The following is a 15,273-nucleotide window of genomic DNA, read 5'->3' as shown; positions in this document are numbered from 1 at the left end:
CTCACGCGCCTGCCAACACAACTCGCCACTGACATCGACGAGTTGCTGCCTCATCGATGGAAACCTGACGTAGCCGCTCCATAGATTCCGCTCGCGTCGCGCAAGGTGCCTTCACCGGTTGCTTACGCTAAAATTTTAGAAAGAGGCGAAGCAGAACGTGCCGCAGTTGCAGGAGCATGGCGGGACGCGCTCCGCGGACGAGGCGCGCTGGCCACGAGTCCGAGCCGATTGAAGACAAGGCGAGACCAGTCTTCTGAAGGAATCGTTCGTCATAGAAACGGCTGAACTCTAGCACCATGGGGTCAATGCCCCAGCGACGTTGCCGGTGGTGCTCGAAGTCAAAACACGCCGTGAGCCGCTTGTATTCTTCGGTGACATGGTCCCACGTTTCCGCCGGTAGCTCTGTTGCTTCGAGCACTGCGGCGGCAAGTCGCTGCATTCCGTCCATATCGAGCCCCCAGTCGACAGGGTTCCCTACTACTTCTTGTGGAAGTTTTGCGTTTCCTGTCGATAACTTCGGCAGGACAGAAACGCTTGAGATGCATAGCGGCTCGCCGTGTTGAGGGCAAACGAAAATGCCTGGGAGCGCGTGTCGCCGATGCCAGTAGCTCTCGCCAATCTGGCTGTATTCTTCGACGCAGCACTTTTTGCAAAAGCGCCGGCGGGACAGGTTTTCAATGTGTAGGCCGAAGGCGGCGCGAAGGCGGACGCTGTTGCCACGCGCCGTCGACATCAACAGCTCACGTTCGAGAACCAAACGTTTCGTCGTCGGCAATCCTATCGCTGCGTACGGGAACACAGTATGGTTAAGCAATAAGTCTTCTGGCGACAGGTTGGTAAGGTGCGAGAGGCCGCGAAGAAAAGATGGATAGAGGAAAACTAGGTCACTCGACCCATCGGCTAGTAATCGAACCAACGCCCTTGGTGGTAGCCCGAGATGGTGGCAGGCCCGGATGAGAAGGCTGCCGAGCAGCTCATCCGGGTAGGGCGTCGGAAAATACCGCATCAAACGTATCCCAGCAGTTCGTCGAGCGGCCGTGCAGCGCCCATGTTGACAAGCTCGTTAAAATTAGTAGTGCCGTTTTCACGAGCTCGACGAATCGCGTTTCGATAGTCGTCAGGCGCCAGTTCTATTGACTGGGACTCATCCTTTGGCTGCTTCTGTTTGCGACGGACAGGCGCGGGAGGCGTTGCAAGCTTCAGTGCCGCACTCGCCCCCTCGACGAGGCCGACAGCTTTCCCTTCTTCTGCGACCTTGGATGCCATTGAGAGGGCACGCTCTTCGTTGATGCCAGCTTCGACGAGTATGCTGGTGACGCGTGGCACAAAGGCAGCGTTGTTGGTGGAAATCGATGCTCCGCGTTGCCTCACGCCTTCGTAGGCATTCAATGCATCATCGAGCAAGGATGTAAGCTCAGGTGGCGCGATATCCTCGAACCGGGTGAGGGCATCCATGTCGCCATCGCGAATTGCATCAAGCATTGGGGCCACTCGTGACAGCTCATTGGACATGATTGCATTGAGTGTCTCGATGGAAAATGATTCTGTACCATCAAGCATTCCTCGCCATTGCGCGCATGCGAATAGTTTGATGGCGATATCTGGGATACCCTGCGAGCACGTGAACATAAAGTGCGACATTACATCGTCCAATACAACAGGCATCCGCAACCACTGGAACGTCCACAGTGCCGAGATGAAGTCCTCCCACTCGTTGGGAGCTTTGAGGTCGCCGCTAGTCGCCAACGCATCCCAGGTTGGGAAGCCGGCAGCGGAACTACGACGCGCCGGGCTGAAATCTACCCCTAGGACCTTGATTGCCTTGTTGGTGCCAATGAAAACGATAGGAACGTTCAGCTCGTTCGATGCTGTGACAAGCGCCGCCATCAGCGATACCTTCGTCTTGCCTGCATTTTTCAGATTGTGAATTTCGTCAACTACTAGTGCGCCTACGTAATGGTTGTGCATGGCGCGTGCGACATGATTCAGCAAGACTTCCGCCGCACTCGAGGGTTTGTAAAGGTCGGTGTATCTGCTATCCGGTACGAGCAGGTCGAGTTTCCGAAAAATCGATAAAGCCAAACCCTTCACCGAGATACCATCGTGTGGGCACTCGATATGTAAATAGGGGATTTGGGTAATATCATGGTCCGGATGAAAGATAGCCTCAGGATACCGGCCAAAGGTTCGACGGACGGCCGTCGTCTTGCCGGTTCCCGGCCATCCGATAAGCGCGGACGAAAGTTGGGCGATAGCAGAACGTATTGAATCGCGTTTAAAAGCAAGTCCTTGCTGTTGCGCTTCGTACAATCGCTGGTAGGTACGGATGTGCTCCGGAGAGCGGATTCCGCGACGCGAATATCCCGTACGAATCAGTGTGTCAAAAGCACGAGCAAGGTCAATATGCCGCCGTAGAGGGCACAAAAAGCTCGACAGCTCTGCGACCATACAGAGTCGGTCGCTTGCAGACCAGTTGCGCTGGTCTACACTGAATTCCGGTAGGTCGAAAAGGTCCTCCGCGAGTTCCTCGTCCGACGGAATCGGAGGCAACGCGCAGATGAGCGGATTATTCCGAAAGTGCGGGATACATTGCTCGGTGTATCGCGCCTCGACCGCATATGGGTTAAAGATGGGGGAGCTCATTGGTTTTTTCCTGTGCTTTTCGGCGTAGCAAATCATCAATCGGGGAGCGAGGGCGTGTTGTCCCAGTGTCAACCGGTGGTACAGTCGGTTGTTGAATGTTGTCTCGGACTTGGTCTGACGACGGAAGATGAATCACATTCCCTCCGCTCCTGGCGCCATTTGTGGTCGATGGCATAGCGACGCTTTCACGACGACGCCAGGTCTTCTCAGCATTGCGGGCAGCAGCGGTATCCGCGCGACGGGCCGAACGAGCGGCGCCGGTCTGGTCCTTTTTCGTCGCTGCTTTGGCGGCATCGACCGTTGCCTTATTCCGAGCCCTACGTTCCATTTCGGCCTGCATCGCAGCGTCACCCTGAGCTTGCTTATCACGTTTTGCGCGTGTCACCACGTACTGAACTTCTGCAAACGAGTAGCCGGCAAAGTCCACGCTGTCTTTGGCCAGCTTGCATTTATGCGTCTTATCGTCAGAGCCATGGAGGATGATGTTGTCGACGAGCCGAGGGTCGTACGAGCAATCCACCGAGAATGAGCCTTTGAGACCCGCGCGGATAATCCATTGGCGGACGGTCTCGTCGCCATCTTCGTACGTGTAAGTGCAGTTTTTGAACAGGATGCCGTCTTGTGTCACTGTTGGCTTTTCCTTGTTGTCAGCTCTGGGCAGTAGCTGCATGTGCAGATAGTCGTATGTGTATCGCGCACCAGCACATCCATTGCGTTCAACTTCGTTCTGCCACAATTGATTTGGGATGGCATCCCAGCCGGCGAGCACCTGTTCCGGTGACAGCGGATAGCGCCGCATCACCGTCGTGTTGTGTTTGATAATTGTCCCTAGGACGAGCGAGGTGCATTCTTCAAGAGTCAGGACTGCATCCAGATGGTACTTTTTCGCCCGCCGTTTCTTGGCCTCACGAGGTGGTTCGTAGCCGGGCGCCTGGTCCTTTATTGCCGTGTGGATTACTTTGAATCCAGACTCAACAAGTCCCTTACGGATGGGGAGAAGGGCTTGAGTATTGGAGATGATTGCCTCCATGCCATCGCAAATTCGGTCGCTATTTCGCGATGCCATTTCTCCGCGGTCTCCAAGAAATTTTGACGGGAAAACGCCGTCAGCTGGCCACTGCGCAGGATGGTATGGCTGTCCGTACTTCTCGCAGAGCGCGCGCTTGTCTACCGCAATACTCAGAATCGCAAGCATGGCGCCGGTCCATGATGCATTCTCAAGGGTGAGAGAAAACCCGACGCAAAGTCTCGTCTTACGGTCGTAAATGAGGTATAGCGTCGGTTTGCCGATAATGCACTCGCGATTTGCAATTGCTACGAGAAACACATCAAGGATGGTCGCATCTATTTCGTAGATGTGACCGGGCGCTACCGCCTCTTCGAGCGAACTGCCGTCCATGGGCTTGTGCTCGCGGTCAAAATCCTTATCGCCATGTTTACCGCGCTTCACGTCCTCGAGCGTGAAATACTTCCTGAGGACATTCCGCATTTGATGAATCGATGGATGCTCGCCCTCCGGCCGCTTTACATTCTTACCATTGCCGTCTTTGAACGAATAGTGCTTCGAAATCAGGTCGGCGTGAACGCCTTTCAGGGAGGCATGTTCTTTTTTAATGAACTGTTTCTGGATGATGTCTTTCGCCCATTTGATATCATCGGCTTCCATCTGGTATACGCGATATCGACAGTCGTTCGGCGTGCGCCCCCTACCAGCAGTTTCTGGATTCTGGCCTCTACCGTTGCGCGCGCTCCCAGGAATCAGTGCGAATTTGCTCTGTCCCAAAGACCACCACTTGTGCAGGTAGACGTAGAGCGTCGTTTTGGACATGCCCAGTTCGTTGGCGCGGGCACGGACAAGCTGATTGCGTTTCGCTTCGTCAAAGATGTCCGTATTTTCAGTTCCGTCTTCATTGACGAGCAGCGGCCTGATAGCTTCGTACGCTTCGTTCGCGCGTTTTCGGGCCGTTTCCGAGAAGAAAGCAAATGCCGGCAATTTATTGTGGCTCGACTCTGGCTTGGGAGCTTGGGCATGGCTGCGGAGTGCAGCAAATTCTCGCTGGACTGGCCAGGCGTGTGAGTGAGAAAGATTCATCACCCAGCCAGCGTTGGACGATGAGGTCCTGATAACACGATAGTGACAGCCGTCACTTCCATCGAAAATGTCATTCTTCAATAAGGCTTGCATGCTAACCTCGGTTTATGTCGCTGCGGTGGGCGCTCAAACGATGTATTAGCGCGTCCGGTTTGCGCTCTCATTTGCTTTCGTAAGCATTTGTGCGAAATCGGCGTAGGTGACCGTCGCGTTTTTACGTTTGACAGGGACCATCCGTGTGTTAGTGGCCGGAGCGAAGCGTTGCGCAAAGTGCGTCTGCGTGGAGACGCGTCGAAATGTTGCTTCGATAGCGCCTTTGTTGGAAATGGAGCGAGAGTTCATTCAAATATCCTTAGGATTGTCGGGAGGCATCTTGGAAGCTGTTTTCAGGTATGCGATTACTGACCGACAGCTCGTCGAGATGCGTAGTCTCTTTCCACAAGAAAGCTGTTGACCGGGAGACTGCTCGCCTTTGAGTTACGGAGGTCACACTTCAAACGGCGGTCCCAAAGCAGCATGCGTGCTACACGTGATGCATCTCCGAGCTGCATACCGTGACGCTCATCGAACGCGCGGCAGTATTCTCCCAGCGAGCAGGTGTGAGAGCCATTCATCAGTTCGTAGAGCATCTGGTCGACTTTTTCGTTAAAGTAGCCGTCGTACGGTTCGATTTCGCCTTTCTTTGCGATTCCGCTGCGAATCCACTCAATGTTCTCAAGTATTCTCTGATTCAGTTGTGAGTGAAGTACAAGATGGTGCGGTACATTCATGCCGGCAAAATAGGCCCGCGTGATTTGGAGCTTTGCGATGCTGCCTTCAGCGCTATCACCATCCATTTCCTCTGAACGCTTGGAGTCGAACGCGGCAATGCGCGCATCTGTTCCACGCCTATCCACGGCAAGGAAGTCCACCGTCATCACTGTCGGAACGTTTGTGCCGGGATAGTGCGGATGCCTTATTCCAAGCGCTGCGGCAATCTCAAGAGTTATCTTGCGCTCAAGCGGGTAGCCTTCATAGAGCTCCGCAAACTTCCGCGAGTGCTCGAGCAGAAGAAACGTTTGCCACTCCACATCAGACAGCAATTGAAACGTTCTTCCGTAAATCGGACTCCATGGACGATGGGTTCGGCCCTTCGACGCAACGTCATGCGTCCCAATCCAAGGAATGTAATTTGAGCCTTCGCCCGAACCGTAACCTTCTGCGAACCGTCTCTCGATGACTGGTTCTGTCCAAACCTGAATGCCTTTTCCCATGACAACTCCTGCGATTAATGTCCTTGAGCGAAGTGTGCTCGGGACATATAGCGAGGGATGTCCGGGGCGAAATTATCGAAAATTTTAGGAGCGGTCGATTGGGCACAGTTTTTTTAGAAGGATGGTGGACCGTTCGGGCCCGAAGTCCTGACGCTTCACGTTGTGAGGTTGAACGATGATGAACAACTGCTGAAAAAATCCTCCTCGTGGGCAACAACCCGACGCCCTGTGTTTGCATGCGTACGCTGTCGATGCGCGCACCCCTGTTGCCGCGGCGAAAAGGGTGGCACCTGAGGTACCTCACGCCCATGACAGCCTTTTGGGCGACATTCGCGGGCGCACTACGTTGCGTCACCTACTTTTAAGCTGAAAATAGGACGCAAATATCGACTAAAAATCGCATATATGCGATTATAGGCCCGTATTCGAAGGAGGCAAGGAATACTCCGCCTTTGCGCTCAAGTGGAAGGCGAGGCGGATGTCAGACTGGTACCAGATAGCTCGGAATGTGCTGCGCGCTGAACTCGTTCGGCAAGGTGTGAGCTATCGTCAGCTAGCGGAGTTGCTGACGCAGTTGGGTGTCGTCGAAACGGAGAGGTCCGTGGCCAGTAAGATGTCACGGGGAAGCTTCTCGTTCGCCTTTTATCTGCAGACTATGAAGGCGTTAGGCCGCCCAGCAGCCCACATCGACCTTACCGACATTGGTCGGGGATAGCGTTGCAAATCGACAGTGGCTGTCCCGCAGGGGACCAACCGACTGTTCTGAAGACCCTGCCCACAAGTGGGCAATGAGCTATCGCTCGCGGCTCGCTTGGCCGGAGCAAGCTCAACAATCGCTTAAATCTAGAAAGTAGCGTTAGGCGGACAGCGCTCGGTCGACTCGAATAAGAAACCCGCAGGAGCCACGCGGTACTTCGGTCACGATTTCTCATCGCGACCTTCTGATTGCGTCAGGAAAAGTGTTCAGCCACGAACGCCTCAGGCGTCGAATCTTCCGTGCAAGCACCAACCGCTGTTAGCATCAGCGCCATCGTGTCCAAAATCACCATCGCGGAGCCTCCCTTTTCGGTATGTCCCTTATTTATATATAACAACTGAATCTATTTTCGGCAGTCGTTATAAGGGAATAAAATGTTGATAATCTCATATGTGCGACTAAAATCGTATTTATGAAATTATGTGTGAGGCCTCTCAACGCCTTTGGGTTCTCTGAAGACCGCCACCTCCGCCGGTACGTGAGAACTGCGTTCGCATTGGTTAGGGGTTAGGCGGCTCGATTACGTCTTTCAAAAAGGCATGCTGGAGGTTGCGATAAATCCTCCTGAGGAAAGGGCGGGAGCAGGGCTTGAGACGCGCTGCATTTGGAAGCGCCAGGAGGCCAGACTGGAATGACGGCCGTGAGCCTGTGTATCTTGACTACCGTAAGCTCGTTTCGCTGCCGCCCGTTTGATTCCGACATCGACATGCCGGCACGAGCGTAGCCCTATACGTGCAACGGGCAATTCGGAGGCCGAGACGAATGCGGTCAGCTCAACTCGTAGCGGCTGGAGGAAGGCGATGCGGGCGATTGTTCATAAGTTCGTGCGCGCGGGACGTATCTCTGCGTCCGAACGATGTGGGCCTTCAACGGGGCCGGTGGTATCGGCCCAATCACGTGGCCTGGCGCAACTACGTCGTATCGGAGTGTCTACACGGAGCATGCCATGACAGTGCCTGAAGAACGAACCAAGGCTGTCAGAGAGACACGTGAGTTTCTCGAGAAACTGCATAACTCCGAGACTGAAATCTTGTGGGGGCTAGTGCGAACCATGGCGGGTCAGTTGCTTCGGCACTATCCCCTAGACGTCGACCTTACTGCATCGGCGTCGGCGTCGCCCGGATTGTGGGGACCGCTCGGGGATGCGCAATTCATGAACGCGGCCGCCAATCGACGAAGCGCCGCCAAGGGGAGAGCGGCACCGGCAGCGAAACTGGACGAACGCACGGGCGTAGTCTTCCTCGACATAGACCACACGTTGCACGCCTCGGATGCCATCCTTTTCGACGGCAGAGTCATCGCAGAGTCGCCCACCAGCAAGCTGTTCGAATTTGCTCCTATTTTCGAGCGGCTGCTCAAACCCTACCCGGCCCTCGTCATCATCCTCAGCACCTCTTGGGTCGAGGTTCTTGGATATGAGTTTACCTTGGCGCAGTTGCCGAGCGACTCATTGCGAGCGCGAGTGCGCGGCGCGACATTCGAAAAGAAAGACTCAGCAGATGACGGTTGGTCTGCACTGCCGCGAGGGACCCAGGTCCTTCGCTTCGTTCGGCGCCACAAGCTCAAGCGGTGGCTCGCGATTGATGACATGCGCTCTGGATTCGATGGCTACGAGGCTCACCTGATTCATTGCCAACCTACGGTCGGCCTTGGCGACAAGGACGTGCAGAAGTTACTCGCTCGCCGCCTCGAGCAGACGTTCGGACCGTCCGCCAGCGTATCAACTCCAGAGCGCCCGGCATGAGGTCTAAGCGATATGGACGACAGGCCACCATCGGGTCCGAGACATCGCGCGTTCTTGACTATGCGCTGAGCGGTGTCGCTAGGGAGTTGGCACGTCTGCTAAAGCAACATTTGAAAAGGCGCCGAAGAACCTTGACACACCGAGGTGAAACCGGGGTATCGAAACGGGATGTCTTCCGCCTTCTCCGCAAAGCATTCTCCAACGCAATGTTGAAGCCGCGGGGGAACGTAACTGGTGCGGCCAAACAACGAAGTGCGCTGCTGTTTGCGCTCGCTGCCGCCAACGTGCCGTCTGCTCTCAATGCGTCGGGTATTCCAACGGAAATATTTCGCGCCCGCAGACGGAGGAGGGGACGATGATGAGCGAGCGGCACAACAGTTTGGTCTCAAATGCGCCAACGCTCTTTCTAAATTTCGGTGGCGTATTGAACGTCGGCCATGGACTGGTGGATGACAGACGCAACGTGACCTTGGATTCAGGCCGGGGTCTGATTGAGTTCGCTCCTTACTTGGCGGACGTCCTCGCACCTTGGCCGCAGGTTCAGATAATTGTTACCACCTCTTGGCTGCAGACACTTGGTGCCGAAAGGACCATCGGGCTGTTACCAGAGCAATTGCGTCGCAGAGTGGTCGGGACGACGCTAGGAACTCCGCCTCGTCTAAGCGAAATCAGCAATGGCTCTGCCAAAGCTATGACCGTCATTCGCCATGCGGTGAGGCATGGCCTGACAACTTGGTTAGCGATTGATGACGAAGCTTGGGGTGTGCCATCGGATTTTGAGCAACATTTCTTGCACACAGATTCGGACACCGCACTAGGCGCGCCGAGAGCACGCCAACAGTTACGAGAGTGGCTTGCCGCGAATTGTTTCTGCGACTGATACGGCAGACGCCGTGCATATGGCAGCGTGTACCGCTTTCTGTGACGGCGCGCCGGCATGCAGATTATGGAGAGATTCTATGGAACTGTCGGACTACCTGCCGCTAGCAATTAGCTACGACTATCTGCGCGATGCCCGACATCTGGAGTTGTCGCCAACAGCCAGCCTGTGGCGCGCTGGGAGTCGACTTATCTTTGCCTCTGCGAAGTCGCTGCCCTCCAAGGTCGTCACACGGACGGGCTGGAGCATCCTGACGCCGACATTGTTGACAACCCGTTGCGAGCAATCGCGTTGCCGGACGACGGCCGAGTCTTGGAGTATTGGTGCGAGAAGTACACCTCGCCTGTTGCAACTAGCCCTAATATCACTGCGTTCCTCGGCGGAGAGACTGACAACGACGGTCACGTCGAATTGGTTGCGAGGTTGGATATCGTTGTCAAAGCCGGAAGGGCCCAGACAACACTTGTTCAAGGCATTCATGCGTCGAAGGACCTTGGTTCAACATCAGTTGACATCGACCATGGCGTTGCGGCAGTCGTTTGGACGGTGCTCCGAGCTTATGGCGCAACGCGGTGAGGGTGCGATATTTGTTGAAACGATTGAACATCGGCTCTCCACCAGCCTATACAACCGCGCGGTACCCGCCCAAGGAATCTCAAGATGAAACTAGAGGCGCGCGTAGCCCGCTCGATTGCGAGGCGTAGGAGCATCGTGGTTCAGCGCTCGGAGCTCCGGAGCCTTGGAAGTCCTGCCCAATTAAGTCGCGTTCTTTCAGCCTTCGTTAGAACCGGAAGGTTAGTGAGAGTCAGTCGGGGCATATACGTCAAGACGAAAGTCAATCGTTTCACTGGTCGACTCGCGCCAGTCTCAACCTTTGAGACAATCGCTGCCGAAATCTTTCGAAAGCTAAATATTGATGTCACTTCTGGCAAGCTCGTTCGTGAGTACAACGAAGGCAATACAACTCAGGTGCCAATGCTCGCAGTAGTGGACACCGGGCGCCGTCGTATCACACGTCGGATTTCATTGGGTGGCCGGTTTATCACCTACGAGCGAAATTGCTATCGCAAGCTTGGGGAGCCGCGACCGTGAAGGTGCGAGACGAGTCGACGGACGAGCAGTCGACTAAACGCATGGCCATTCTATCTCCAATGCTGAGAGGTGAACATGGGTAATCGGGGGTGGGAAATCGCCATGCGACGCATCGCTGCCGAATACGACCTCCCACAATTCGTAGCGTCATCCCTTGTGCGCAAAATTGCCGGAAACAATTTTCGGCTAGCGGCGACGGACCGCGTCAAGGTTGCACACTTGCCAAATGAGGTCATCGCGTGTATCGAGCACATCGTCCTCGAATCCTATCTGGAGGCCGGCGAAGACATCGACGAAGACATCCTCCGCGAGGACCTTTGGCAGCAAGCGTTGATATCCCGGCGCGAGATGATTGCGAAGGGCGCTTTGATTTCAGAAGCGGAATTCCGCAGGCGCTGCAACCTGACAGCGCGACGGCTTTCCGCGCTGCTCGCTGCCGACATAGTTTTCACGCTGGAAGTCGACGGCGTGAAGTATTTCCCAAATGCGTTAGTAGTACCAAAACGTCAACAAAGGAGCATCTATCCAATTTGCCGAATCATTGCGACTGCACCTTCTGACGCGCGGCTAGATTTTCTCACTTCGCGACGTGAAAGCCTCGGTGACCGTAGCCCGCTTGAAGTCCTCCAGGATGAGGGTGGAGTAGAAACGGTCCGTCGGATGGCTGCGGTGTGGGCAGCGGAATGGTCGCGAACATCCGTCACGATGTACGAGGGAACTCACCAGACCGAACCAGCGGACATTGAGCCGCTTTACACGGCTGCGGCCGACGTGGACCCAAGGACGCCACTCTGGGACCGAGCGTCCACGGTACTGCATGCGTATGGATATGAATGGCCCCTCGGACCATACCCCGACGTTCGCACATTCAGCCTTTTCGTTGAGCGACAAGCGGTCGGGGATGAAAACGCGACACTTGAAGCCTGCGTGCAAATCGCGGTCGTCGGTGAGTACGTTCAGATTCGAATCGTCGCTGCTCCAGGCACCGCTCTGCAATCAGAAACGGTCCCGACCGGCAAAGCGAGGAGCTTTGTGGACGTTGCGAAGCGAGTTATCGTCCATCTCGTCGCGCAAAGCGCTGGCCACTAAAGAGCGGTGTCATGATAAGTCACATTCGACCGATAGCAACCAGAGCAAATGTGGAAGACGATAGTCTGAATGTCTTTCTGAAAGACGGGGGCACACTACGAATTCCTTTGCGGAGGTTTTCAAAACTTTGGGTGGCAACCCCTGAGCAGCGATGCGATTTCCGCATTTCTGCGTCGGGCACTGTACTGCGATGGGGTCAACTCGACGAAGACATCAGCGTCAGGGACTTGATGCGCGACGCTGAGAGGCGCCATCGAGATGAAAGGTTGACTTCACAGGTGCCTACGAATTTCCCTTGGGACCCGACGCCCGCCTTGCTGTCAGGAACGCATCCAAAATTTGCGGGCAGATTAATTGACGGCAGGTTTGTGGTTGGCCTCACTGCAGAGGAGCGCTTCATAAGATGGGATTTATGCGAGGATTTGGCACAGCAGTTGGTGCCAAAGACCTTAAAAGATGCAGCTAAATATCCGCAAAATTCGCGCGAGGTAACGCTGCGGAGGATGAAGAGGGCAATTCAAAGCAAAGGTTGGACGGAGCGCGTTGAAACGGACTGGCTGATGTCACGGCTGCGCATCTTGCTCAATTGGTAGCAGACAACTGAGCGAGGGCTCACATGTACATCGACTTGCTAGGCTTCAGGCATTCGTGCGCTATGACATGCTTGTCTCGCGGAGAGAGTCTTCCTCGAGACGCACACTGAAGCGGAGCACACAAAAGTGGAAGACGGACAAACTGAACCACCTGAACTGACAATCTGCTTTTACGACGGCGAATTCATGGACGACTTTGCGGCATTGACTTACCTGTGCAAGATTGAAGGCAGCGTGGAGCGCTACGATGGGCCGCCGCTTTCGGTGCTCGATGAAGCGATGTTGCTGGTCGATATGTTCGCAAAGAGGTACAGCACGCCGAGCCCTTCCGGCAGCTATGTTACGGTGTTCATTGGTCGCAAAATTGGCACTGAGGTCGAGCCCCTTGTGCGTCTCGACACGCGAATCAGCGAGGGGCTCGCTAGCGCGAGCATTTTCTGCAAGGACGCTCCGCATGCGGAAGCGGCGTCAGTGGCTGTCGACAGTGATGATGACGTCGGGACGATTCTCCGAAAAATCCTTACAAAGTATCTCCAGCCGTGACCGGTGCCAAGGCACATCTGCATCGACTTGTAGCAACTGTGGCTCAAGAACCGGCGCAATGGGCGATGCCTGTCCTCGATGTCGTGTCAGCGATGAGCAGCCGTCGCAATCCCTCTTCCTACGGTTCAGTGGCGATGCGGCGGGGGTGGCCGACGGTGCGGAGGCGGCCGATGATGATGGCGTCTGGGCGGGAGGCAGCGGTCGGCACCTGCGAACAAGATGTCCATGTACCCAAACGTGTCGGCATACAATAGCCGGTGAGACCGTTCGGAAGTTGCTGAAGGCACGGGACGACGGTGCCCCCAGTTCGGCTGTTGCAACTACAGAGTGTTCAACGCCAACCCTTTTTCTCGACCATTGAAGACGCTTGCATAGCGCTCATCAGGGCCAGGAAAGTTGAAGCTATCTGCTAGTTATTGGGCCGTCTTTGCCGGCATGCTGCTGTCGTTCGTCTGCATACCCGGCATATCCATACGCGCGCTGTCTGCCGTTTTTCTCATGTTGCCGGGAACGCTGTTCCACGGGCTCGATACTGGCTCGCTGTGGTACGTCATCCCTGCGGTTGCGGCACCGTGAGCGCCTCCGCTGCCATTGCCACCGTTGCCGTTTCCGCCAGCCTGCGCAAGCGTAGCGGCACACACGCAGAGTGACGCGACAGCGACACGCGCGACAATAGTTTTCATCGTCAACTTTTCCATGGTGTTTCTCCCGTGATATCGGCTCATGCGTTAGCCGCGCCGAAGTCTCAAATACCGCTAAACACTGACTGCTTGCGTAGCGGCGAGCGCAAGCAGCCACTCCCATCTGAATGGGGCAAACATTTCCTGCGTCCAGACGTAAGGTGTGTGGGTAAGTCGTGGCTCTGCATCGAAAATGACAGGGATGCGCTGAATTCAAAGCCGTGACGGTACGCGCCTGCCTTTTACTTCGGCATCAGAACCTTATCGACCACCATGATGACGCCGTTGCTCTGCGTCACGTCGTAAGTTGATATGTCTGCGGTATGGCCGTCGGCATCCATAACTACGATGTTGTGCGGACCATTCTTAGTGAACGTCAGCGGCTCCCCATTGACCGTTTTCAGTTCCGCCTTGCCGCCACCAGCCTTGATAGCCTCGTCGAGTTTGCGGAAGTCGTAGCGGCCCGGGATGACGTGATAGGTCAGGATGCTTGTCAGTTTCGCCTTGTTTTCAGGCTTGACGAGCGTGTCGACCGTGCCGGCCGGCAATGCAGAAAACGCTTCGTTTGTTGGTGCGAACACCGTGAATGGCCCTGGGCTCTTCAACGTATCGACGAGACCAGCAGCTTTGACCGCAGCAACGAGCGTGGTGTGGTCGGCCGAGTTGACGGCGTTGTCCACAATGTCCTTGCCCGGGTACATAGCCTGACCGCCGACCATAACCGTGTCGCTGGCCGCAAAAGCGCCGGATGCAGCTGCAGACAATGCGGCAGCGACGAATATAGTCTTGTAATTCATCACGTAGTCCCCTTGAGTTACCACGCGTGATTGCGCGGCCTTGAGCTCATATACGGGGATTGGTCCCGACTGGATTCGCAGCGGAACGTCAAGTTGAGCCGCTTTCCGGGTTCCTGAGATAGTTCGATTGTGCAGTGACTATGGCTGACGCCGCCTTCGACTAACGCTAATGTCTCCTAGTCTTGGCGCGTTCGTCGACGGTGTAAGAAATTGTTGGGCGTAGCGCACATGTGTTTTCAGTGATGTTGGCTTATGGGAAAAGTCCTCTCTAGGTATATTGTTCTTTAGCCGCCGGCGTACGCGTGAGGGATATCGGCCCTGCCGCATAGGACAGTACGGCAGCCCGTAAAAACATTCAAACTATCTGCGTGGAGAAGAAACGTGCTCGAAAGAATGATTCGAAGAAAAGCGTCTATGTTTCTCGCCCTATTGATGTGGGCCCCCGTAATCTTTGCAGCAACGCCTCAGGACGATGTCCGCTCTTTCTTCGAGCATTTCGTAGCAGCGCAGAACGCTCACGATTTGGACACCGTCCAGACCATGCTGTGGGATTCGCCCGACTTTCTCTGGATATCTCGGGGTACGCAGGTGCGAGGCAGTTCAGATGCATTGGCGACTTATCGCAGCTATTACACAGGAACATGGCATTTGGACGCCGACATGACCAAGTTCCAAACCATTGTGCTCTCATCCGATGTCGTCGAGTTGTTCGTCCCGGTAACGTTTTCACGCGGCGCGCCGGGGCAGCCGCCGCAGAGCGCTACATTCCTTATCAGCCAAACCCTCATTCACAACGCGACAGGCTGGCACGTAGCAACCATCATCCCAATCGCCAACACACAGTTAAAGTAGTGCGAAGATGACTGGCTACTTCCGGGCCGGGGTAGCTGGGGGGGCTCTAGCTTGTGGTCAGTCGCGGAGGTTGCGCAGTTACTTCGGTTGTGCTCCGAAGATGTTGTTCTGAAACCGATTTGATAACACATTCCGGCAAGGATAGTTGCGTATTCCCTGAGGGCCTATCGTGCTCCGCACGACAGCCGCTACCTACCGGCAAAGAGGGGCGAGAATTGCGCCAGGGCACCGCGCGCGTGCCCACGTATATCGCAAAGG

The 15,273-nt window shown here is 55.3% G+C and carries 14 protein-coding genes; 8 read left to right on the top strand and 6 right to left on the bottom strand.

What is annotated here, in order from left to right:
- Window positions 1-127 precede the first annotated feature (127 nt).
- The 4 genes from NE850_RS36690 to NE850_RS36675 all read right to left on the bottom strand — a co-directional run bounded on the left by NE850_RS36690 (window position 128) and on the right by NE850_RS36675 (window position 5,988).
- Window positions 128-1,006: a TniQ family protein gene (locus NE850_RS36690; protein ID WP_310700213.1), complete on the bottom strand. Its 879-nt coding sequence runs from the start codon at window positions 1,004-1,006 to the stop codon at window positions 128-130.
- Window positions 1,006-2,643, bottom strand: a complete 1,638-nt coding sequence (locus tag NE850_RS36685) for an AAA family ATPase (protein ID WP_310700212.1) — start codon at window positions 2,641-2,643, stop codon at window positions 1,006-1,008. The genes NE850_RS36690 and NE850_RS36685 overlap by 1 nt, the downstream gene beginning before the upstream one ends.
- On the bottom strand, window positions 2,624-4,828 hold the full coding sequence (locus NE850_RS36680) for a transcriptional antiterminator (RefSeq protein WP_310700211.1): 2,205 nt from the start codon (window positions 4,826-4,828) through the stop codon (window positions 2,624-2,626). The genes NE850_RS36685 and NE850_RS36680 overlap by 20 nt, the downstream gene beginning before the upstream one ends.
- Window positions 4,829-5,133: 305 nt before the next feature.
- Complete coding sequence (locus NE850_RS36675) at window positions 5,134-5,988, bottom strand: TnsA endonuclease C-terminal domain-containing protein (protein WP_310700210.1); 855 nt, start codon at window positions 5,986-5,988, stop codon at window positions 5,134-5,136.
- 478 nt (window positions 5,989-6,466) lie between these two features.
- Here NE850_RS36675 and NE850_RS36670 point away from each other — a divergent pair, with 478 nt between their 5' ends.
- From NE850_RS36670 to NE850_RS36640, 7 genes are all read left to right on the top strand, one after another.
- Window positions 6,467-6,703: a DUF6471 domain-containing protein gene (locus tag NE850_RS36670; RefSeq protein ID WP_310700209.1), complete on the top strand. Its 237-nt coding sequence runs from the start codon at window positions 6,467-6,469 to the stop codon at window positions 6,701-6,703.
- A 988-nt stretch (window positions 6,704-7,691) separates the two neighbouring features.
- A complete protein-coding gene (locus NE850_RS36665; RefSeq protein ID WP_310700208.1) occupies window positions 7,692-8,489 on the top strand; it encodes a BPSL0761 family protein in 798 nt (265 codons plus the stop codon).
- A gap of 355 nt (window positions 8,490-8,844) precedes the next feature.
- Window positions 8,845-9,369 (top strand): HAD domain-containing protein, encoded by a 525-nt coding sequence (locus NE850_RS36660; RefSeq protein WP_310700207.1) that lies wholly within the window; start codon window positions 8,845-8,847, stop codon window positions 9,367-9,369.
- Window positions 9,370-10,029: 660 nt separating this feature from the next.
- On the top strand, window positions 10,030-10,461 hold the full coding sequence (locus tag NE850_RS36655; RefSeq protein WP_310700206.1) for a DUF6088 family protein: 432 nt from the start codon (window positions 10,030-10,032) through the stop codon (window positions 10,459-10,461).
- 102 nt (window positions 10,462-10,563) lie between these two features.
- Window positions 10,564-11,550 carry a hypothetical protein gene (locus NE850_RS36650; RefSeq protein ID WP_310700205.1) on the top strand — a complete coding sequence of 329 codons (987 nt, stop codon included), beginning with the start codon at window positions 10,564-10,566 and terminating at the stop codon, window positions 11,548-11,550.
- 50 nt (window positions 11,551-11,600) lie between these two features.
- Entirely contained in the window at window positions 11,601-12,143 is a 543-nt protein-coding gene (locus NE850_RS36645) for a DUF2442 domain-containing protein (protein ID WP_310700204.1), read from the top strand.
- Window positions 12,144-12,269: 126 nt separating this feature from the next.
- Complete coding sequence (locus NE850_RS36640) at window positions 12,270-12,686, top strand: hypothetical protein (protein WP_310700203.1); 417 nt, start codon at window positions 12,270-12,272, stop codon at window positions 12,684-12,686.
- A 413-nt stretch (window positions 12,687-13,099) separates the two neighbouring features.
- On the opposite strand, the gene NE850_RS36635 is transcribed toward NE850_RS36640, so the two are convergent.
- Both NE850_RS36635 and NE850_RS36630 read right to left on the bottom strand, forming a co-directional pair.
- Window positions 13,100-13,384 carry a hypothetical protein gene (locus NE850_RS36635; RefSeq protein WP_310700202.1) on the bottom strand — a complete coding sequence of 95 codons (285 nt, stop codon included), beginning with the start codon at window positions 13,382-13,384 and terminating at the stop codon, window positions 13,100-13,102.
- 224 nt (window positions 13,385-13,608) lie between these two features.
- Window positions 13,609-14,163: a fasciclin domain-containing protein gene (locus tag NE850_RS36630; RefSeq protein WP_310700201.1), complete on the bottom strand. Its 555-nt coding sequence runs from the start codon at window positions 14,161-14,163 to the stop codon at window positions 13,609-13,611.
- 414 nt (window positions 14,164-14,577) lie between these two features.
- Between NE850_RS36630 and NE850_RS36625 the strand changes: the two genes are divergently transcribed.
- Window positions 14,578-15,015, top strand: a complete 438-nt coding sequence (locus NE850_RS36625) for a nuclear transport factor 2 family protein (RefSeq protein WP_310700200.1) — start codon at window positions 14,578-14,580, stop codon at window positions 15,013-15,015.
- Window positions 15,016-15,273: the final 258 nt, after the last annotated feature.

Origin of the sequence: Paraburkholderia sp. USG1 (assembly GCF_031570135.1) — a bacterium.
Classification (GTDB): Bacteria; Pseudomonadota; Gammaproteobacteria; order Burkholderiales; family Burkholderiaceae; genus Paraburkholderia; species Paraburkholderia dioscoreae.
Note: the sequence above shows the minus strand (reverse complement) of the source record. Positions and strands in the feature narration are given on the sequence as shown.